The sequence below is a fragment of the Bradyrhizobium sp. UFLA05-109 genome, from assembly GCF_054185165.1.
In genome coordinates, this window is sequence record NZ_JBBIAR010000053.1 from 1 (window position 1) to 18,217 (window position 18,217).

The window sequence follows — 18,217 nt, forward strand, 5'->3', positions numbered from 1 at the left end:
TCCGATCGAAGCTATTGTCGCGCATCGAACCCTCCCTGCCGGGCTGGATTCGATCACCGAATTAATGAACATGCACAGCAATGACGACGTAGATAGAGCGAGGCAATCTAAGCCCTACTTCTCCTTCTCGTCGCCCGTGAACACGAACTTCGGCATCTCCCATTTGTAGCGAACCGCGAGCAGGCGGAAGCTGATGCCGAGCGCGAAGGTGAGAATGGTCCAGAGCTCGTCGTTGATCTTCAGCCCGAAAGCGGTGGCATAGAACAGGCCCGTCACCACCGAGACGCTGGCGTAGAGCTCGGAGCGAAACAGCAGCGGCACGTCGTTGCAGAGGATATCGCGGAGCACGCCGCCGGCGCAGCCCGTCACCATGCCGGAGACGATCACGATGGGGAGCGTTGCATCCATCTGCCAGGCGACGTCGCACCCCGCCATGGTGAAGACCACGAGGCCGATCGCGTCGAGCACGATGAAGGCCAGCTTGAGCCGATGCACGAGGCGCGCGATCAGAATCGTAATGAAGGCGGCACCGCCGCTCAGCACGAGATAGATGGGGTTTTGCACCCAGGCGAGCGGATAGTGGCCGAGGAAGAGATCGCGCAGCGTGCCGCCGCCGAGCGCCGTGATACAGCCGAGGAAACAGACGCCGAGCCAGTCCATGCTGCGCCGGCCCGCGGCAAGCGCCGCCGTCATCCCCTGCGCCGCAACCGCGACGAGGGAAAGGAAATGCAGCACGCTGTCGCTCGGTGGCAGGCTCCACATCGGATGTCATCCCGTTTCGAGGGCGGAACTTACGTCTCCAGTTCCAGGATGAGCAAGGTTCATCGGGAATGAACAGGTTCCCGATTCCTGCGCGCGGCAACATGCGACGAAAGCATGAGATCCCCGGAACCGAAATTCGCATCCCCGGGTTGTCTGGTCAGTCAATTCGAGGAGATCAAGCGATGGCCGATGACCGTTTTCCGAATGACCCCTATCGTCCCATCGGTGAGGATGAGTATCTTCGCGCCGCACGACGGGATGCCGACCTCCAGGTGGATCCCGAACTTGGCGAAGGCCCCGCCTCCAGCGGCAAGATCGCGCTGTTTGCGGTCGCGATCGCGGTCGTGCTCGGCGCAGTGTTCTACGGCTTGAACAATACCAGCGTGAACCAGGCCTCGACCGAACCGCCGGCGAAGACCGCACAGACGACACCTGCAAATCCGGCCGCGCCTCCCGGCATGCGCGACGTGACGCCGAAGGGCAACACCTCGCCGGGCGTGACCACGGGTGCGGCACCGAGCCAGCCGGCCTCGCCAGCCCCGTCTCCGGCCGCGCCGTCTGACGCCGGCAAGGCGCAGTAACGCTGCCGAAACACGAAAGCGGCGGGACGCCAACGTCCCGCCGCTTTTGTCATGCCTCAGCCGAACAGCTTGTTCAGCTCGCCGCCGGGATACCCGCTCCCGAGCTCGGCAAACGTGCCCTTCTCCGCCATCTCTTTCGCCGCGCGCATGAAGCCGCCCCAGGCGGCGCGGGCGAGCGAGCCGCCGACGCTGATGCGGCGCACGCCGAGATCGGCAGCCTCTTGCAGCGACAGGCCGGAGGCGCCGATCAGGAGATTGAACGGCCGTGGATGCACCGCCTTCACCACGGCCGAAATATCCTCGCGCGTCTTGAGGCCCGGCGCATAAAGGCAATCGGCACCGGCATCGGCGTAAGCCGTGAGCCGGTCGATGACGGGCTTGAGGTCGCTCACGCCCCACAGATAGGCCTCGCAGCGGCCGACCAGCAGCGTGCCGCTATCGCCGATCGCCTTGCGTGCCGCCTTCACGCGCTCGACCGCGAGCGCGCGATCATAGAGCGGCTTGTCCTTGTCCCCCGTGGAATCCTCGATCGACAGCCCGGCCACGCCGGTTCGCACGCCGCGTTCGACATTTTCCGCGACCTTGTCCGGCTCGACCGCGAAGCCGCCCTCGAAATCCGCATTCACGGGGATGTCAACGGCCGAGCACAATGCTGCCAGATGCTGACAGACGTCGTCCACGGTGACGCGGTTGTCGGCGCGCCCGATGGTCCAGGCAAAGCCGGCGCTCGATGAGGCGATCGCCTTGAAGCCGAGATGCTGCAAGGCCTTGGCACTGCCGACGTCGAACGGATTGGGCAGGATGAAGCAGCCGCTCTCGTGCAGCTTCTTGAACGTCGCGCGCTTGTCCGCAGTCGTAACGTGCATGTTTCTCTCCCTTGTTGGCCGCGCAGACATAGGCACGCCACCAGGGCAGCGCCAGTGCGCGCCCGGGCAGCGCCAGTAGCGCGCCCGCGCACGCGCTAGTGCGCGTCGTGCACGACGCGGCTGTCCTTCGGCGCCTCGTCGCGATCGTTCATGCCGTAGTCGCGGACGACGCTGGCAATGCGCAGGCGATAGTCGGCAAAGAAGCTTCCGCGGCCTTTGGCCTGCGCGCGGCGATGCTCCATGGTCTTGCGCCAGGCCTCTACGGCCGCCTCATCGCGCCAGAACGAAACCGACAGCACCTTGCCCTTCTCGGTCAGGCTCTCGAAGCGCTCGACCGAGATGAAGCCGTCGATGGTCTGCAGGATCGGCTTGAGATCGGCCGCGAGATCGAAATAATGCTGCCGGTGCTCCGGCTTCGGCCAGACCTCGAAGATCACGGCGATCATGGGCGCCTCCCTTGTTTTGGTTTGCGCCTACAATACCACCTTGCGCAGAAACGTCCGCTCCTCCGCGACAATAAACCTGTTCTCCTCGGCGAAACGGAAGTTCGCCATCCCCTCGGCGTCCTGACGCAGCCGCGCGCGATAGGCCTCGTAGGCCGCCAGGCTTTCGAACGAGATCAGCGCAAAGGCGATGTTGTTGGTTCCCTCGTGCGGCATGAAGTAGCCGACCAGATCGCCACCGCATTTCGGGATGATGGTGAGCCAGCGCTTCGAGTACTCCTCGAACTGCGCGCGCTTGAAGGGATCGAGCTGGTAGCGGATGAAGACGGTGATGGACATGATGGGCTCTCCTCTCTGTCCCCGTCATTGCGAGGGGCGAAGCGACGAAGCAATCCAGACTGTCGCCGCGGAAAACAGTCTGGATTGCTTCGCTGCGCTCGCAATGACGAGTTTGTGGTTGGCAGACTACACCCTTGCCCGACCGCAATGCTTCGGCTATCATCGAAGCATGAAAGCAGGACCTGACATTGCCATGGTCGCTTCGCTGGTCGGCGACCCCGCGCGCGCCAATATGCTGACAGCGCTGATGAACGGCCGCGCGCTCACCGCAAGCGAGCTCGCGCAGGAGGCCGGGATCACCCCGCAGACCGCGAGCTCACATCTTTCGAAGCTCGAGGCCGGCGGACTGATCGAGCCGGAGAAGCAGGGCCGGCACCGCTACTACCGCCTGAGCGATCCCGATGTCGCCGGCGTGCTGGAGGCGCTGCAAGGACTTGCCGCCCGCGCCGGCCACATGCGCGTGCGCACCGGGCCGAAGGATCCGGCGTTGCGGCGGGCGCGGATCTGCTACGACCATCTCGCCGGCGACCTCGGCGTGCAGATGCTCGACTCCTTGCGCGAGCGGCGCCTGGTGAAGCAGAAGAAGCAGGACATCGAGCTCACGGTCGAGGGCGAACGCTTCCTCGCAAAGCATTTGCAGATCTCGCCCGACATGCTGACCCATCCGCGCCGGCCAGTCTGCAAGGCGTGCCTCGACTGGAGCGAGCGTCGGCATCACCTTGCCGGCACGCTCGGCGCAGCCATGATGAAGCGTTTCACCGAATTGAAATGGGCGGCGCGCGATGCGACGCCCGGCAGCCGCGTGGTGAATTTCACCCGCACCGGCGAGAAGCAGTTTGCGGCGCTGTTCGGCGACAGGCACGAGTAGTTACACAATCGCGTGTGAATGAGTGCCGTCATCATGGCCGGGCTTGACCCGGCCATCCACGCGTTTATGGGCACCGTCATTCCGGGGCGGTCCGCAGGACCGAACCCGGAATCTCGAGGTTCCGGGCTCGATGCTTCGCATCGCCCCGGAACGACGTTGTCAGACATCAGAGCCCTCAATGACCCGCATCCTCCCGACTGCGCTCGCGGCCGCCCTCCTCGCTTTCCCGCTCGCTTCGACTTACGCCAGCGAACCCGCGGCGCGCGAGCCCTACGGGATCGCCCTTGAGGGGTTTGCCTATCCCTACCCCGTGAGCCTGCTGCCGCTCGTCAATGACGGCGAAGAGCTTCGCATGGCCTATATGGACGTCGCACCTCAAGCGCCGAACGGCCGCACCGTCGTGCTGCTTCATGGCCGCAATTTTCCGTCGAGCTATTGGGCGCCCGTGATCAAGATGCTGAGCGAGGCTGGCTTCCGCGTCGTGGTGCCGGACCAGATCGGCTTCGGCAAATCGTCCAAGCCGCTCGGGGAACTGCATTTCGATACGCTGGCGCGCAACACCATCGCACTGCTCGATCATCTCGGGATCGACAAGGCCGAGATCATCGCCCATTCCATGGGCGGCATGTTGGGGGTGCGCATCGCGCGGGCCTATCCGGAACGCGTGTCGCATCTGGTGCTGACCGCGCCGATCGGGCTGGAAGACTACCGTCTCTACGTGCCGCCGGTGCCGACGGAAAAGACCATCGAGATCGAGGACAAGCTCACGGCCGAGGGCTATCGCAAGCAGCTCCAGACCAACTACGCGATCAAGCTGCCGCCTGAGGCGATCACGCCGTTCATCGACGCCCGCTTCAACATCAAGGGCAGCCCCGACTACCCGCGCTGGCTGCGCGCCTTCGTCGGCTCCGGCCAGATGATCTATCGCGAGCCGGTGGTGCATGAAATCCCGCTGCTTTCGCAGCCGACGCTGTTCATCATGGGCGCCGACGACCACAACGCGCCGGGCAGACCGAATGCACCGGAAGCGCTGCGGCCGAAGATGGGGCAGAACGCCGATCTCGCCAAAGCGCTCGCTGCAAAGATGCCGAATGCGCGGGCAGAGACCATTCCGGACACCGGCCACCTCGTCTTCCTGGAGGCGCCCGAGCGATATCGCGACCTGGTGCTCGGCTTTCTCGGCCGCTAGCTTCCCTCATGTCGCTTCAAGCAGCATGAACGGCGGCGTTCATGCCGTATTCAGGTCATGATTGCCAATTTGGATCGCGCCGCTTCGGCATGTCGCCAAAATTTAACATGCCGAATCGCACCTTTTGATTCATTGTGCGCCACAAGCGCGTGACCCAAGGACTAGAGAGGGAGTTCACATGAAATATCTTTTTGCCGCCGTCATGCTCGCCGGCGCCGTTGTCGGTTTCAGCGAAGCAGCCAGCGCTGCCGGCGGTTGCGGGCCCGGGTGGTATCGCGGCGCCTATGGCGGCTGCCGCCCGATGGGCCGTACGGTCATGGTAGCACCAGCGCCTGTCGTGGTCGCTCCGGTCGTCGTCGCCCGTCCGCGCGTCTGTCCGTGGGGCTTCCGCTGGTGGGCCGGCCGCTGCCGCCCGGTCTGATCTGATTTTGCCTAAGCATGGCCGCGCGTTCCACAGCGCGGCCATTTTCTTTTTGAACGCCTGCCGTTTTCGCGGGCACAAAAAAGGGGATCGCCACCGCGATCCCCTTTTCTGATTCAACTGGCAACTTGCAGCACGCCCTACCAGTGACGCCAGTGGCGGCGGTGCCAGCGATGCCGCCAGCCCCAGTGCCGGCGACGCCAACCCCAATGACGATGACGCCAGTGACGATGATGCCAGCCCCAGTGGCGATGGTGCCAGCCCCAGTGATGACCGCCCCCGTGCCAGCGCACCTGCTCAGGCTTGAGCTGGCCGACCTCCGCGCTGCTGGTGACTGCGGGATGGACCTCGGGATTGCCGCGCGGGACATTGGCCGGGCCTTCGATCGGTTGTGGCGCCAGCGGCGCGGCCTGCGCGGCCGCCGTCAATGCAGCGGCACCGGCCGCAACACCGAATGCGAGTTTCAAGAAATGCCGGCGCTCCATGATGTCTTCCTCTTCAATCAGCGTTGAATGATGCGAAGGAAGTGTCGCGCCGACGAAATGAACTCGGACTGAACCCTGCATTCAGGTAGGTTGCATGAAGCTGACACGCCGGCGTGCATCCGGGATGGCACAACGGCCGTCTTACTTTGTTCAAGAAAAGGGTCGAACATTCCGGGCAAAACCGGGGTACGTGGGGTCGTCCTGCATGGATCAAGTCCATCAGACCAGAGGAGACAGCCATGGCAACACAGGTGAAGCCGGTTCCCGAAGGATATCACACCGTCACGCCCTATCTCATCGTCGACGGCGCGGAGAAGGTCATCCACTTCATGAAAGAGGCTTTCGGCGCCCAGCCCTTGTTCGAGCCAATGATGCGGCCCGACGGCAAGGTCATGCATGCGGAGTTCAAGATAGGAAGTTCCATCGTGATGATCGCCGACTCCTCGGAGCGGGCACAGGCAACGTCCACGATGCTGTATCTCTACGTGCCCAATGTCGATGCAGTCTACCAGAAGGCCATCAAGGCCGGCGGCACGTCCTTGATGGAGCCAACGGACCAGTTCTATGGCGACCGCAGCGGCGGTGTGAAGGATCCGGCCGGCAACCACTGGCACATCGGCACCCACATCGAGGACGTATCGCCGACTGAGCTGAAGAAGCGGGCGGCGGAATTCATGAAGCGGCAGAACAAGGCAGCGTAAGCAGCCGCGGGCTCCGAGGGCGGATTAGCGCAGCATGATCCGCCGGCGTGCTTGCGATAAAAGGGGCGGGTTAGCTTCGCTAACCCGCCCTACGCACTCCAATGGCCTTTGGGAGTGCGGCGGCTGAGCGCAGATTCTTCGGCATGCGCAAGATCCCCCTCGCCCCGCCAGGCGAGGTTTGCTCGAGCTCAGCTGCCCTCGAACTTGAACGACACGTTGAGCTTGGCGCGATAGGCTTCCACTTTTCCCTTCGCGTCCAGCTGCATATCGAGTTTGACGACCTCGGCGACGCGAAGGTCCCTCAGAGTTTTTGCCGCTTGCTCGACCGCATTGCCGGCGGCCTTTTCCCAGGAGTCGGTGCTGGTACCGATCAGTTCTATGACCTTGTAGATGCTCTCAGGCATGTCGTTCTCCCGTTCGGTATGAAGCAGGAAGCAGCTGCTCCCTGCCGCGTTCAAACCTAGCACGGTATCGGTGCCGAAAGGACGCGCATGTCGCAGGGCTGACAGGCCCGAGCCGCTTGGCGATGTTGCGGTGCCAACTATCAAAGGGAGAGCCGTAGCGGCCGAGCCAGTGCTAGCCCGTATTCCTGACTGCTTCAGCCAGCATGGCGTAAAGCTGGCGCTTGCTGAATTCCTTGGGCTGCTTGTCTGTTGTCTTCCGCGACACCTTCTTTGCTGCCGGCTGGGCGCAGGCAGCCGACAACACCGGCTCTTGCTTCCGGACCGACCTTATCTGGGGTTTTGCCGTTGGCGGCTTGTGGCCACGCTTCAGGCCCAAGCGGGTCAGCATGCCGCAGACAGCGTTACGGCTACACCCGAGACGGCGCGCGATCTGCGCGGCACTCTGTCCCTGGACCCAGAGTCTTTTGAGCAGCGCTACGTCTTTCGCATCCCAACTCATGGGAGTTATTGTACGCCACTGCCATCAACTATTCTAGTCTTCGTCCGGCTCGCGTACGACCGCCGGTTCGTCGTCCTCTTCTTCCTCATCGTCCTCATCGTCCTCATCGTCCTCTTCATCATCATCAGGATCCCGGGGCGGCATCGTGCTGCCCTTGATCACAAAGCTATTCCAACCCATCAAGCTGGTGAAAAACTCTTCGGGGATGTTTGGATTCATGTTGTTGCTCCTCGGGTCTGGAGCTGGAGTGCGCCGCCGATGGTTAACGTGCCGGGCGTCTTGCTATCGTGGATCGGCGGATTGTCGATGCCCGTCACCTCGAGCTTATAGCCGATCTTTCGCAGCAGGTCTTTCCGCCGCGCAATATCTGCATCGGCCTCGACACCCAGCCGGGAAGGCTGCTGGTATGGGTTCCTCCAACTTCCTGTTTGCTGCGGAGGATAGCCGATACAGTCGGTCGGCTAAACCCACCCTCCCCGCGCCATGATGGCCGCGCAGAGCAGGATGACGACGATCGCCGCGAGCTCGCCATGGATGATCGACGTCACCAGCCGCCGGCGTTTCACGTCGATCACCGGCGCCTTGCCAGCCTTGATCGCCGCGCTCCAGGACAGGAATTCCCGCGTCGGAACGATCGACAGCAGGCCGATGATGATGAACAGCGAGAACTTGGTCAGGAAGGCGTGACTGTGCAGATAGTAGTCGGAGCCCTTCTCAAAGAAGAACACCCGCAACAGCCCGACGACGAACAGCGCGCCGGCGGCAATGCCCAGCACGAGATCGGTGAGCTGGAGCCTGCGTGCCGACTCGACCGTCAGCTCCTGCCGGATCAGCGTGAACTCGATCGCAACGGCCGAGACCAGCGTGAAGGCGCAGAGATGGTGCAGGAAGGCGAACAGCGTGGACATGGCTGGATTTCCCCGGACAGATGTCGAGCTCGTCGGCCGCAATGATATAGGCTGTTCCCGCCAATAAGAAATGACGCGAGAGCGGAGCGTCGAGCCCGCAAGGCAAGCTAGCAAACGGCCGTTGCAAAAATCTCGCCCCCGCTGTCGGAACGCAGCCCTTCACCCGTCCTATGCCTGGACAGCACGGAGACATCGCATGGCCGACCTCACCCTCACCACCTTCGACTGGGTTCCCGAAATGCCCCGCGGCCACGTCCGCGATCTCCGCGTCCGCTGGGCGCTGGAAGAGGCCGGCCTGCCCTATCGCGTCGCCAGCGTGCCGTTCGGCGACCGCTCGGCCGAGCATTTCGCGCACCAGCCGTTCGGCCAGGTGCCGTGGCTGACCGACGGCGACCTTTCGATCTTCGAGAGCGGCGCGATCCTGATGCATCTGGGCGGACTGAGCGAGGCACTGATGCCATCCGATCCGCGCGGCCGCAGCTGCGCGACGGAATGGGCGTTCGCCGCGCTCAATTCCGTGGAGATGGCGAGTCTGCCCTGGTCGATCCTCAAGTTCACCGGCAATGCCGGCGACACACCGGCATGGAAGTTTCTGGACGACTTCCTCAAGCTCCGCCTCAAGCACATGGAGACGGTACTGGCCGGCCGCGAATGGCTGGCCGGCTCATTCTCCGTCGCCGACATCCTGATGTCGGACGTGCTGCGTCCCGTCGATCGTTTCGATGGGCTGGCGGACAGTCCTGCCTGCCGCGCCTATGTCGTGCGCGCCACGGCCCGCCCGGCGTTTGCAAAAGCCCACGCCGAACAGATGGCGCATTTCGCCGCGGCCGACGAAAGCCGTAGGGTGGGTTAGGCGCCGCCGTAACCCGCCGCTTCCATCGCCGCAAAAAGTTGGCGGGTTACGCTAACGCTAACCCGCCCTACGCACCGTGCATGCGGCAGCGCCTCACATCAGCTTCATCGGCGTATCGTGCACCACGCGAAGATCGATCCGGCTGATCAACTCCGCCCGTAGCGCCTCGGCGGCGCTGATGGCGTCGTCGGTCTGCCGCAGCGTGCTGACGTTGGAACCGAGCGATACGATCCCGCCCAGTATCAAAGCGATCGATCCAAGCGCAGCCGCCGAACCGACGCCGAACAGTCCGAGCACCACGATGAGCAGCAATGCGGCGCCGCCCGCGATCGCTATTTTCGAAGCCAGAATGAACTTCCGGCATCGCTCCGCGATCTCGGCCAGCGCCTCGATCCGGGCTTCGATGTCTGAAATCTCGTCGGTCGGATCGTCTTCGGTCATCGGGTACAGGATCGAGTCCTACGCTTCCCGCTCACAACGGCAAATTGTCGTGTTTCTTCGCGGGGATCTCGACCTTCTTGTCCTTCAGCATCGCCAGCGCCCTTGCGATGCGCCGCCGCGTCGAGTGCGGCATGATGACGTCGTCGATGTAGCCGCGCTCCGCCGCAATGAACGGTGACAGGAAGCGGTCCTCGTATTCCTTCGTTCGCGCCGCGATCTTGTCGGGGTCGCCGATATCTGCGCGGAAGATGATCTCCACCGCGCCCTTGGCACCCATCACGGCGATCTGGGCGGTCGGCCAGGCGTAGTTCATGTCGGCGCCGATCTCCTTGGACGCCATGACGTCGAAGGCGCCGCCATAGGCCTTGCGGGTGATGATCGTCACCAGCGGCACGGTGCATTGCGAGTAGGCGAACAGCAGCTTTGCGCCGTGCTTGATCAGGCCGCCATATTCCTGCGCGGTGCCCGGCAGGAAACCCGGCACGTCGACGAAGGTCACGATCGGGATGTTGAAGGCGTCGCAGAAGCGAACGAAGCGCGCCGCCTTCCGTGACGCATCGCTGTCGAGCACGCCGGCGAGCACCATCGGCTGGTTGGCGACGAAGCCGACGGTGCGGCCCGCGATGCGGCCGAAGCCGGTGACGATGTTCCTGGCGAAGGCCTCCGAGATCTCGAAGAAGTCGCCCTCGTCCACGACCTTCAGGACCAGCTCCTTCATGTCGTAGGGCTTGTTCGGATTGTCGGGGATCAGCGTGTCCAGCGACATGTCGATCCGCTCGATCGAATCGAAGCTTGGCCATTCCGGCACGCCGTCCGAGTTGTTCGAGGGCAGGAAGTCGATCAGGCGGCGCATCTGGAGGATCGCCTCGACGTCGTTCTCGAATGCGCCGTCGGAGATCGAGGAGCGCGTGGTGTGCACGGAGGCGCCTCCCAGCTCTTCGGCGGTGACGACCTCGTTGGTCACGGTCTTCACGACGTCGGGGCCGGTAACGAACATGTAGCTGGTGTTCTTCACCATGAAGATGAAGTCGGTCATCGCCGGCGAATAGACGTCGCCGCCGGCGCAGGGGCCCATGATGACGGAGATCTGCGGGATCACGCCGGAGGCGATGACGTTGCGGCGGAAGACGTAGGAATAGCCCGCAAGCGCCGCGACGCCCTCCTGGATGCGCGCGCCGCCGGCGTCATAGAGGCCGATGATCGGCGCCCTCGCCTTCATCGCCATGTCCTGGAGCTTTGTGATCTTCAGCGCGTGGGTCTCGGACAGCGAGCCGCCGAACACGGTGAAATCCTTGGCGAACACGAAGGTCTTGCGGCCATTGACGGTGCCCCAGCCGGTGACGACGCCATCGCCCGGCACCTTGCTCTTCTCCATGCCGAACTCGATGGAGCGATGCTCGACGAACATGTCGAATTCCTCGAACGATCCCTTGTCGAGCAGCAGCTCGATGCGCTCGCGCGCGGTCAGCTTGCCGCGAGCGTGCTGCGCCTCGATGCGCTTCTCCCCGCCACCGAGCTTGGCGCCGGCGCGACGTTCTTCAAGGGCGTCCAGGATATGCTTCATTTGCTCCCGCCAGTTCTTAAGGTGCGATTGCTGCGGGTTCTAACACGGCATTTTGCGGGCCGGAAAGCCGCTTTGCGCATGCCCGCCGCGCCTGGACAGGCTAGAAAGCCCAAGGAATTACAGGGGCTACTCCAGGAGACTCAGATGGACGATGCAGTCACAGCAACCGGCGAGGTGACCGGCGGCATCAAGGTTCTGCTCCGGCTCGAGGGGCTGACGCTGTTTGCGGGCATGGTGCTGCTCTATGCGGTCTGGGGCGGTTCGTGGCTGGTCTTCGCCCTGCTCTTCCTGGCGCCGGATCTGAGCTTCCTGGCATACCTCAGCGACAGCCGGTTCGGCGCGATCGTCTACAATGCCGCGCACAGCTACATGGTCCCGGTGGCGTTGCTCACGGCGGGTTTTGCGCTGGAATGGCCGCTCCTGCTCTCCATCGCCATGATCTGGCTCGCCCATATCGGCTTCGACCGGGCGCTGGGCTACGGGCTGAAATATCAGGCCGGCTTCGGCTTCACCCATCTGGGGCGGATCGGACGGATGGGGAAAGCGTGAATGGCTGGCGGAGGCCACGCGTTTCTCCGCGATTTGGTCCTCGGGGCGGATTGACCGATTCAGCCGATTCAGGCTTGTTTCTGACAACGATCAGCGCCGATGGGTTCGCGTGAGCTTTCAGTCGGTACGGCGGCGGTCAATTACGCTCTGCTGTTTTGTTCGGCTGTTTTTGCCCCCGCTCCCAGGCATCCCGGATGTCCGCCACGGTCGTATCCCTGCCGCCCCAAACCGGTGACGAAACCGTCGATTTCCTGCAGCGGATCTCGGGCCGCAACGGCGAGATGCTGATGCGCGCCGCGGCCACGATCGAAACGCTGTCACAGCGGGCTATGTCGGCTGAGCAGCTCTATCGCCGCCAGCTCGAAGCCAGCACGCGCAATGCCAAGCTGCGCGAGGTCGCCGAGGTCACCTCCGATGGCCTGTTGCGGGAGGTCGAGGGGCTGCGCGCACAGCTTGCGGAGATCGCCGCGACCAGTGCGGCCGAGCGTGCGCAGTTCGAGGCGGAGCGCGAGCGGATGCTGAAGCTGATGCAGAACGCCGAGGCCCATGTCGCTGATGTCACCGCCGAACTCGGCGCGCTGCGCAAGTCCGTCGATACCTTCAGCGAGACCGTGGTGGCCGTGCCGATCGTGATGCTTCGGCTCGCCCGCTCGCAGTTCGACATCCTGTCGGACGGCTTTGCCAAGAACGGCGACGTGATCTCTCGCGCCATCAGCGAGATCGGCGGCTGCGCGATCGACCAGGCGCTGGCGGCGAAGAAGAGCGCTGATTCCTAGACTAGAACGCGGTGGGTTAGGCTTGATTGTTAGGACGAAGGTGGTGCGCTCCCTCCCCCGCTTGCGGGAGAGGGGTGGGGTGAGGGCTCCCTCCGCTTGGGGATTGTCCACTGCGGAGACACCCTCTCCCAACCCCTCCCCCGCAAGCGGGGGAGGGAGCGCACTTTCCTTGTCGCAACAATCAAGCCCAATCCCACCGCGTTCTAGGGCACCCGCCGCCCGCGCATGTCCTTGCCGTTCTGGTGCAGCGTCAGCATCGGCGCGGTGCCGTCCTCGGGCTTGGCAAAGGTCAGCTGGGCGTCGACGACGCGGTAGAAGAAATCCGTCTCGCTCTCGGCAAACACCTCGTATTCGGCCTGCCCGGTCGCCTGCACGAACAGATGGCCGCCGTCGGCGCGCACCGTCAGGACGAAGGTCGGAAAGATTTGATAGCGGCCGACGTAGGCCGCGAGCAGCGCTGGATCGACGGGGACCGCGCGCCTGATCTTCGGCGGTGGATAGGCCGGGTTGATCATGTTCAGCGCGAGCGAGGTGTTGGCGCCGTAGTCGTTCGCATTCGAGAGCAGGATGGATGCCTTCCCGGTCCTGGTCGAATAGCCGACGAAGGTCGCATAGCCACCGGTGCCGCCGTCCTTCCAGTTCACCTCGTCGTCGAACCGCAGGCTGGTGAACCAGCCCATGGCGACGTCGCTCTGCGACGCTTGCGGACGCCGCAGCGACAGTGTCATCTTCATCGCGGCTGCGAGCGGCGTGTCGCGGGTGCCTTGATAGGCCTCGACGAACTTGAAGAGGTCGCTCAAGGTCGAGCGCAGCGCGCCGGCGCCTGCGAGTGCATCGAGGTCCCAATTCGCCACGGGAGCCAACGCGGTATTGTGGCCCTGCGCCAGGCGCTCGCGCATCGAAGGCCCGAGCGTGATCCGCGTGTCGTCCATACCGAGCGGCGCGCAGATACGCGAGGTGACAAGTTCCTCGTAGGTTTTGCCGGCGCGCAAGCTCAGCACGTGCCCGAGCAGGCCGAAACCGAGATTGGCGTATTCGTAGTGCTTGCCCGGCGTATAGGCGAGCTTGTAGCCCGACAGGAAATCGTAGAGCTGATCGGCGGTGTAGTCGGCGTAGGGGTTGGTGGGATCCTTCGGCGCAAAATTGTTGGGCATGCGCGGCAGGCCGGAGGTATAGGTTGCAAGATCTAGAAGCGTGATCGGCACGCCCTGATATTCCGGCATCGTGACCCGCTCGGGCAGGAATTTGGCCGCGGGATCATCCAGCGCCACCTCGCCCCGCCCGACCATCTCGGCCAGCAGCAATGCGGTGAAGACTTTTGTAATCGAGCCGATCTCGAAGACGGTGTCGGCGTCGAGCGCGCGATCGTCCGCGGCTCCCGAACGCCCATAGGTCGCGACGATGCGGCGACCGCCCTCGATGCGGCCCGCGACGAGCCCCATCGTCTCGTGGCCAGCCTCGATGTGGTCCTTGAGCAAGGCTGCGAGCTCCTGCTCAGGCGAAGTCTGCGCATGCAACCCCGCGCCGCCAAGAAGAAGCGCGGAGCCTCCGAGCAGAACCGAGCGGCGATGCAGCATAAAGACCCCGTGTGCGGCCGTGCGCCCACCTTGCTGGTGGCACCATGATGCTAGTCGAGCGACGCGAGTTACGCCAGCAGCGCGACGTCAGATTGCGCCAATATCCGTCAGGCAGGCTTGCGTCAGCGCCATGCGGTCGGCGATGTGGCGCGGCTCGCGGCAATCCATGTTGAGCGCGAACACGGTGCGCGCGTCGCCCTTCTCCGCCCAGCCGACCATCCAGCCGAGCGAGCCCTGCTCCTTGCCCGTGAGGCCGGACTTTGCACGGATGATGGACGAGCCGACTTGCGTCACCGGCAGGATATCGCAGACGAGATCCTGGCTACGCTTCGAGATCGGCAGCGCGCGACGCCGCAGCCGGTCGACAAAGTCGATCTGGTCCATGGGATCGATGCGCAGATTTCCGGTCAGCCAGAACTGGTCGATGCCGCCGCCGATATCGCGATTTCCATATTCGAAGAGGTCGACATATTTTTGCATCCGCTCCTGGCCGATGCGGCGCGCGATCTCCTGATAGACCGGCACCGCGCTGACCGCGATGGCGCTGCGCAGCGTGTGATCCCTGTTCCAGGCCTCGATGTCGCGCTTCACGCCATCCCATGGGAAGACGTCCTTGTCCACGTCCTGCACCACGCCCGTTTCCAGCGCGATCAGCGAGTTCGGGATCTTGAAGGTCGAGGCCGGCAGCCGCGGCTCGGCGGAGCGCTCCTTGTCGCTCAGGATGATCATGTAGTCGTCGGTCTTGTAGCCGACGAAGGTCCCGGCCGTACCGGCATCAGTAAAACGCTTGGCAAGACTGTCGCGAACTTCGCTGAGTGGTGGCGCGACATTGGCGAGCGCGCGCGACGGCAGGATCGCGCTAGCCGCGAGAAGGCCGAGGGTGGAGCGACGGGTCAGCAAGGCGGTATCCGTTCAATGATCTGGTGCGACAGTGCAGCCGGTTTCGTGGTGAAACGATGACAGCGTTTTAGCGCGGCTTTAGCGCACCCGACCCGACAGCCGCAGCACGAACACCAGCACCTCGGCGACGGCCTTGTACAGGTCCGGCGGGATCTCGTCGCCGAGCTCGACCTTGGACAACGCGCCGGCCAGCACCTCGTTCTCCTCGATCGGGATGTCATGGGCCTTTGCCAGTTCCACGATCTTGGCGCCGATCGTGCCCTTGCCCTTGGCAACGACCCGCGGCGCACCGCTGCCCTTCTCATAGTGCAGCGCGATGGCAACCTTGCTCTCCTCGCTCATGTCGCGCGATCCAGAAAGTGCCCGGCGCGGGCCGGTTGGGGCTGCGGCGGCATGCCGTCGCGGATCACGATGTCGCCGGGCTTGAGATCGGCTTTGGCCAGCGCCTGGCTGAGCGCGCCGGCGCCGTCGCGTAATTGCTGCGCGGTCGCGGGACGTTCCGCCCACATCCGCACAAAAGTCTTGTCGCCATTGAGCGTGATCAGCGCATGCACCGGGCCGGCCGGCTCGACGTTGAGCGAGAAGCGCGCGCGCCAGGCCTTTTTCGCCGGATCGGACTCGCTGCCGCCGCCATCGCGCGAGATCTCGAACTGCGCCATCGCGGTGCCTTGCGGCGTGGCGAAGGGAATTTCGAAACTCCACTGCGGCACCGAGGGATCGACACGGTGGCCGTTGGCGTCGACGCGATCCGGAAGCGATGCGACCTGCAACAGCGTCTGCCGTGCGATCGCGGCGTCGGTGTCGTCGAGCAGACGATGCACGGTCTGATTCAGCGGTGCACCTGATGCGAGCGAGGCCGTTGCGATCGCCTGCGGCGATGGCAGCGCACCGCGGAATGGCGGTGGCGCGGTAGTCGCACGCGGCATCGTGTCGAGGCTGTGCGCGTCCGGCACCGCGGCTTTGGGCACCGCGAATGCGCCGCCCATCGCATGCGGCAGCTCCTGCACGGCTTCCTGCAGCAGGCTCAATGCGACGCCAGGTGACACCGCACCTTCGGTCACGGCCTCGGCGAGCGCGGCGGCTGCGACAATTGCGCCGCGCGGCGCTTGCAGCGTCTCGCCCGGACTAGCTTCAGGTGATAGCGGCGGAGCCTCGAGCGCTTCGCCTGCGGAGCGTTCGAGCGATGTCACGGCCTGCGCGACGGCCGCGGGCGCGGCAGGAAGCGCGGTTGCCGGTGCCGCCACTTGCGGCACCGAAGTTTCAAGCGCGCCCGACGTCGCCGCCAGCGTCTGGCGCAGCACCAGCAGCGCTGCCTTCAGATCAGGAACGGTGCCGCCTGCAGGCGTCAGCCCTGACGCCAGCGAGGCCTCGAGGAAGAGCCCGGATTTCTGGAACGCGGACTCGACGTCGCTACCGTCGAGCTGCGGGTTGAGCGGTGTCTGCTGCGCCAGTACGTCCAGCACGGCCTGCTTCAGCCCCCCCGGCAGATCGCTGCTGGTGACGATCGAGGCGAGATTGGCAAACAGCGGCGCCTGGCTGCCCTGCTTGGTCACGGCCTCACTGGAGGCTACCGAAACGGCGATCTGCTCGAGCGGCGTGAGGAGGTTGCGCCCAGCGGTCGCGGACGGTGCGAGCGTGGGCGTGTCGGTGAGCGCGACCGCACCTGGCGTCAGCGTGACCTGATCGGTCGCCGCCCCGCCCGACCCGTTGACGATTGCAAGCCGCACGGTGCCATCGTTCTGCGACACCGCGAGCTGGAGGTTCTGGCCCGGCGATAGCGCCACCTCCGACATCACGTCGATCGAGAGGTTGGCGATCGCAATGCGTACGAGATTGTCGGCCATCACGCTGACGACCTTGGCGTCGACGACCGAGCCCGCCTGAAGCGCGAGCTCCGGCGTCGCCGCATCGGCCACGGAGGTGGCGGCGGTGACTGATACGATCGAGCTTATCGGCGTCGGCATGTCTTAAGGGCCCGCGGAACGCGAGCAACCCTAGCCGTCCGTCGTAAACCTCTCGTTAAGGACCTTGCGTCGGCGGCCCGTTCACGGCCTCGAGGACCGCCACCGCCGCGGCAAAATCCTTCAGCCGGGCGGCGCGGCGGCCGGCCGCCTCCTCGTCCACGCCCCACTGGTCGGCGTTCCAGTCCTCGTCGACATGGGCGGCCGCCCAGACCTGATCGGCATCGCGTGCCCGATGCGCCAGGGCGAGGGCCAGAAGCGCCGACCCCGTCAGCGTCGTGATCACGTGCAGCGCCGCGACCGACCAGGGATCCCTGGGCAGGGCAGCCCGCGCGGCCGCGATCGCCTGCTCCGGCTGGGTCACATGCATGATGCCCTCGGACAGGATGAAATGCGCGCCAAGCGTCTCGGCCGCCCAGAACAGGACTGGGTCCCAATGAGCGGCCTCGCGCGCCACCAGGCCCTCGGGATGGCCGGCGCGATAGAACAGCAGGTCGGACTGGAAGTATCTTGCGAGGTCATCGCTGACGAGATCGACGCGGTCGATCACGCCCTCGACTACGCTGTTGGCGAGCCGCGTCAGCGGCATGGTCATGGGGTCGATCGTCTCCGTCTGGCCGGCCCATTCCGAGACGACCGCATCCGCGAGCAGCTTCGCGGGGATGATGACCTGGCGGCCGGAGGGCGTCCTGATCGGCTTGCCATCGAGCGTGATGGCAAAGCCATCCTCGGCCTCCACGACGCCCGCCTTCGCATAGAAGCGCTTGCGCAGGGGCGCACGGGAGGCAGCCCGCGCCGCCTCCTGCGGATCGAGCCGGGTCTGGCCCGCAACCTCGTCAAACAATTCGCGCATTCGGTTTTCGACCCTGATGGTTCCAAAGCGCGCGTCATCGCGCTTTAGGATGTTGTTTGAGCATGATCTTTTCGGAAAACCGCTGCGCACTTTTCCGGATCATGCTCTAGGCTAGGCTTCTAAAATAAGTCCGGCAGCCGATAAAGCGAGCGGCAGGCATGAAGGAAATCGCGGGCATTTTGGCCCTGTTCGCCGGGTTCTGGCCGGCCGCGGCGGAGGCTGGTTTCAGTGTGCGTAACCTCTATGACTATTGGCGATGACATTGAGAGCGTCGCGA

24 protein-coding genes and 1 pseudogene are annotated in these 18,217 nt (G+C 64.4%); 8 read left to right on the top strand and 17 right to left on the bottom strand.

From position 1 onward, the window contains the following. Positions 1 to 114: 114 nt before the first annotated feature. Positions 115 to 762, bottom strand: coding sequence for a trimeric intracellular cation channel family protein (locus Q3C01_RS31505; RefSeq protein WP_458149188.1), 648 nt, complete (start codon positions 760 to 762; stop codon positions 115 to 117). 182 nt (positions 763 to 944) lie between these two features. Here Q3C01_RS31505 and Q3C01_RS31510 point away from each other — a divergent pair, with 182 nt between their 5' ends. Further along, entirely contained in the window at positions 945 to 1,343 is a 399-nt protein-coding gene (locus Q3C01_RS31510; protein ID WP_458149189.1) for a hypothetical protein, read from the top strand. Between the two features lie 56 nt (positions 1,344 to 1,399). On the opposite strand, the gene Q3C01_RS31515 is transcribed toward Q3C01_RS31510, so the two are convergent. The 3 genes from Q3C01_RS31515 to Q3C01_RS31525 all read right to left on the bottom strand — a co-directional run bounded on the left by Q3C01_RS31515 (position 1,400) and on the right by Q3C01_RS31525 (position 2,991). Continuing rightward, positions 1,400 to 2,209, bottom strand: a complete 810-nt coding sequence (locus Q3C01_RS31515) for an isocitrate lyase/PEP mutase family protein (RefSeq protein ID WP_458149190.1) — start codon at positions 2,207 to 2,209, stop codon at positions 1,400 to 1,402. Positions 2,210 to 2,304: 95 nt separating this feature from the next. Beyond that, positions 2,305 to 2,655 (bottom strand): antibiotic biosynthesis monooxygenase family protein, encoded by a 351-nt coding sequence (locus tag Q3C01_RS31520; RefSeq protein WP_458149191.1) that lies wholly within the window; start codon positions 2,653 to 2,655, stop codon positions 2,305 to 2,307. A 27-nt stretch (positions 2,656 to 2,682) separates the two neighbouring features. Further along, complete coding sequence (locus Q3C01_RS31525) at positions 2,683 to 2,991, bottom strand: NIPSNAP family protein (protein WP_458149192.1); 309 nt, start codon at positions 2,989 to 2,991, stop codon at positions 2,683 to 2,685. 169 nt (positions 2,992 to 3,160) lie between these two features. Between Q3C01_RS31525 and Q3C01_RS31530 the strand changes: the two genes are divergently transcribed. The 3 genes from Q3C01_RS31530 to Q3C01_RS31540 all read left to right on the top strand — a co-directional run bounded on the left by Q3C01_RS31530 (position 3,161) and on the right by Q3C01_RS31540 (position 5,469). Next, entirely contained in the window at positions 3,161 to 3,859 is a 699-nt protein-coding gene (locus Q3C01_RS31530) for an ArsR/SmtB family transcription factor (RefSeq protein WP_458149193.1), read from the top strand. Positions 3,860 to 4,037: 178 nt separating this feature from the next. Beyond that, entirely contained in the window at positions 4,038 to 5,048 is a 1,011-nt protein-coding gene (locus Q3C01_RS31535) for an alpha/beta fold hydrolase (protein ID WP_458149194.1), read from the top strand. A 178-nt stretch (positions 5,049 to 5,226) separates the two neighbouring features. Continuing rightward, positions 5,227 to 5,469 (top strand): GCG_CRPN prefix-to-repeats domain-containing protein, encoded by a 243-nt coding sequence (locus Q3C01_RS31540; RefSeq protein WP_458149195.1) that lies wholly within the window; start codon positions 5,227 to 5,229, stop codon positions 5,467 to 5,469. A 140-nt stretch (positions 5,470 to 5,609) separates the two neighbouring features. On the opposite strand, the gene Q3C01_RS31545 is transcribed toward Q3C01_RS31540, so the two are convergent. Then, positions 5,610 to 5,954, bottom strand: coding sequence for a twin-arginine translocation signal domain-containing protein (locus Q3C01_RS31545; RefSeq protein WP_458149196.1), 345 nt, complete (start codon positions 5,952 to 5,954; stop codon positions 5,610 to 5,612). A gap of 239 nt (positions 5,955 to 6,193) precedes the next feature. On the opposite strand from Q3C01_RS31545, the gene Q3C01_RS31550 reads away from it, so the two are divergent. Beyond that, positions 6,194 to 6,655, top strand: a complete 462-nt coding sequence (locus Q3C01_RS31550; protein WP_458149197.1) for a VOC family protein — start codon at positions 6,194 to 6,196, stop codon at positions 6,653 to 6,655. A gap of 188 nt (positions 6,656 to 6,843) precedes the next feature. Here the strand turns inward: Q3C01_RS31550 and Q3C01_RS31555 are convergent, their stop codons facing one another. The 5 genes and pseudogenes from Q3C01_RS31555 to Q3C01_RS31575 all read right to left on the bottom strand — a co-directional run bounded on the left by Q3C01_RS31555 (position 6,844) and on the right by Q3C01_RS31575 (position 8,466). Next, positions 6,844 to 7,059, bottom strand: a complete 216-nt coding sequence (locus Q3C01_RS31555) for a dodecin family protein (RefSeq protein WP_458149198.1) — start codon at positions 7,057 to 7,059, stop codon at positions 6,844 to 6,846. A 172-nt stretch (positions 7,060 to 7,231) separates the two neighbouring features. Further along, positions 7,232 to 7,558, bottom strand: coding sequence for a GcrA family cell cycle regulator (locus tag Q3C01_RS31560; RefSeq protein ID WP_458149199.1), 327 nt, complete (start codon positions 7,556 to 7,558; stop codon positions 7,232 to 7,234). A gap of 33 nt (positions 7,559 to 7,591) precedes the next feature. Next, entirely contained in the window at positions 7,592 to 7,777 is a 186-nt protein-coding gene (locus Q3C01_RS31565) for a hypothetical protein (protein ID WP_458149200.1), read from the bottom strand. 101 nt (positions 7,778 to 7,878) lie between these two features. Beyond that, positions 7,879 to 7,953: pseudogene (locus Q3C01_RS31570) on the bottom strand (adenosine-specific kinase); the annotation flags it as partial. A gap of 66 nt (positions 7,954 to 8,019) precedes the next feature. Then, on the bottom strand, positions 8,020 to 8,466 hold the full coding sequence (locus Q3C01_RS31575) for a DUF2214 family protein (protein ID WP_458149201.1): 447 nt from the start codon (positions 8,464 to 8,466) through the stop codon (positions 8,020 to 8,022). A 196-nt stretch (positions 8,467 to 8,662) separates the two neighbouring features. On the opposite strand from Q3C01_RS31575, the gene Q3C01_RS31580 reads away from it, so the two are divergent. Further along, positions 8,663 to 9,319, top strand: coding sequence for a glutathione S-transferase family protein (locus tag Q3C01_RS31580; protein WP_458149202.1), 657 nt, complete (start codon positions 8,663 to 8,665; stop codon positions 9,317 to 9,319). 93 nt (positions 9,320 to 9,412) lie between these two features. On the opposite strand, the gene Q3C01_RS31585 is transcribed toward Q3C01_RS31580, so the two are convergent. Together Q3C01_RS31585 and Q3C01_RS31590 are read right to left on the bottom strand one after the other, a co-directional pair. Then, positions 9,413 to 9,760, bottom strand: coding sequence for a hypothetical protein (locus Q3C01_RS31585; protein WP_458149203.1), 348 nt, complete (start codon positions 9,758 to 9,760; stop codon positions 9,413 to 9,415). Positions 9,761 to 9,791: 31 nt separating this feature from the next. Continuing rightward, complete coding sequence (locus Q3C01_RS31590) at positions 9,792 to 11,324, bottom strand: acyl-CoA carboxylase subunit beta (protein ID WP_458149204.1); 1,533 nt, start codon at positions 11,322 to 11,324, stop codon at positions 9,792 to 9,794. Positions 11,325 to 11,468: 144 nt separating this feature from the next. Between Q3C01_RS31590 and Q3C01_RS31595 the strand changes: the two genes are divergently transcribed. Together Q3C01_RS31595 and Q3C01_RS31600 are read left to right on the top strand one after the other, a co-directional pair. Continuing rightward, entirely contained in the window at positions 11,469 to 11,873 is a 405-nt protein-coding gene (locus Q3C01_RS31595) for a DUF4260 domain-containing protein (RefSeq protein WP_458149205.1), read from the top strand. 194 nt (positions 11,874 to 12,067) lie between these two features. Continuing rightward, positions 12,068 to 12,649 carry a nucleotide exchange factor GrpE gene (locus tag Q3C01_RS31600; RefSeq protein WP_458149206.1) on the top strand — a complete coding sequence of 194 codons (582 nt, stop codon included), beginning with the start codon at positions 12,068 to 12,070 and terminating at the stop codon, positions 12,647 to 12,649. A 203-nt stretch (positions 12,650 to 12,852) separates the two neighbouring features. Here Q3C01_RS31600 and Q3C01_RS31605 read toward each other — a convergent pair whose 3' ends face one another. From Q3C01_RS31605 to Q3C01_RS31625, 5 genes are all read right to left on the bottom strand, one after another. Further along, positions 12,853 to 14,226 (bottom strand): serine hydrolase, encoded by a 1,374-nt coding sequence (locus Q3C01_RS31605; protein ID WP_458149207.1) that lies wholly within the window; start codon positions 14,224 to 14,226, stop codon positions 12,853 to 12,855. Positions 14,227 to 14,313: 87 nt separating this feature from the next. Beyond that, positions 14,314 to 15,126 (bottom strand): class D beta-lactamase, encoded by an 813-nt coding sequence (gene blaOXA, locus Q3C01_RS31610; RefSeq protein ID WP_458149208.1) that lies wholly within the window; start codon positions 15,124 to 15,126, stop codon positions 14,314 to 14,316. A 78-nt stretch (positions 15,127 to 15,204) separates the two neighbouring features. After that, positions 15,205 to 15,468, bottom strand: a complete 264-nt coding sequence (locus Q3C01_RS31615; RefSeq protein ID WP_458149209.1) for an EscU/YscU/HrcU family type III secretion system export apparatus switch protein — start codon at positions 15,466 to 15,468, stop codon at positions 15,205 to 15,207. Next, positions 15,465 to 17,090 (bottom strand): flagellar hook-length control protein FliK, encoded by a 1,626-nt coding sequence (fliK, locus tag Q3C01_RS31620; RefSeq protein ID WP_458149210.1) that lies wholly within the window; start codon positions 17,088 to 17,090, stop codon positions 15,465 to 15,467. The genes Q3C01_RS31615 and fliK overlap by 4 nt, the downstream gene beginning before the upstream one ends. Before the next feature lie 55 nt (positions 17,091 to 17,145). Further along, positions 17,146 to 17,940: an ATP12 family chaperone protein gene (locus Q3C01_RS31625; RefSeq protein WP_458149211.1), complete on the bottom strand. Its 795-nt coding sequence runs from the start codon at positions 17,938 to 17,940 to the stop codon at positions 17,146 to 17,148. Between the last annotated feature and the right edge of the window lie 277 nt (positions 17,941 to 18,217).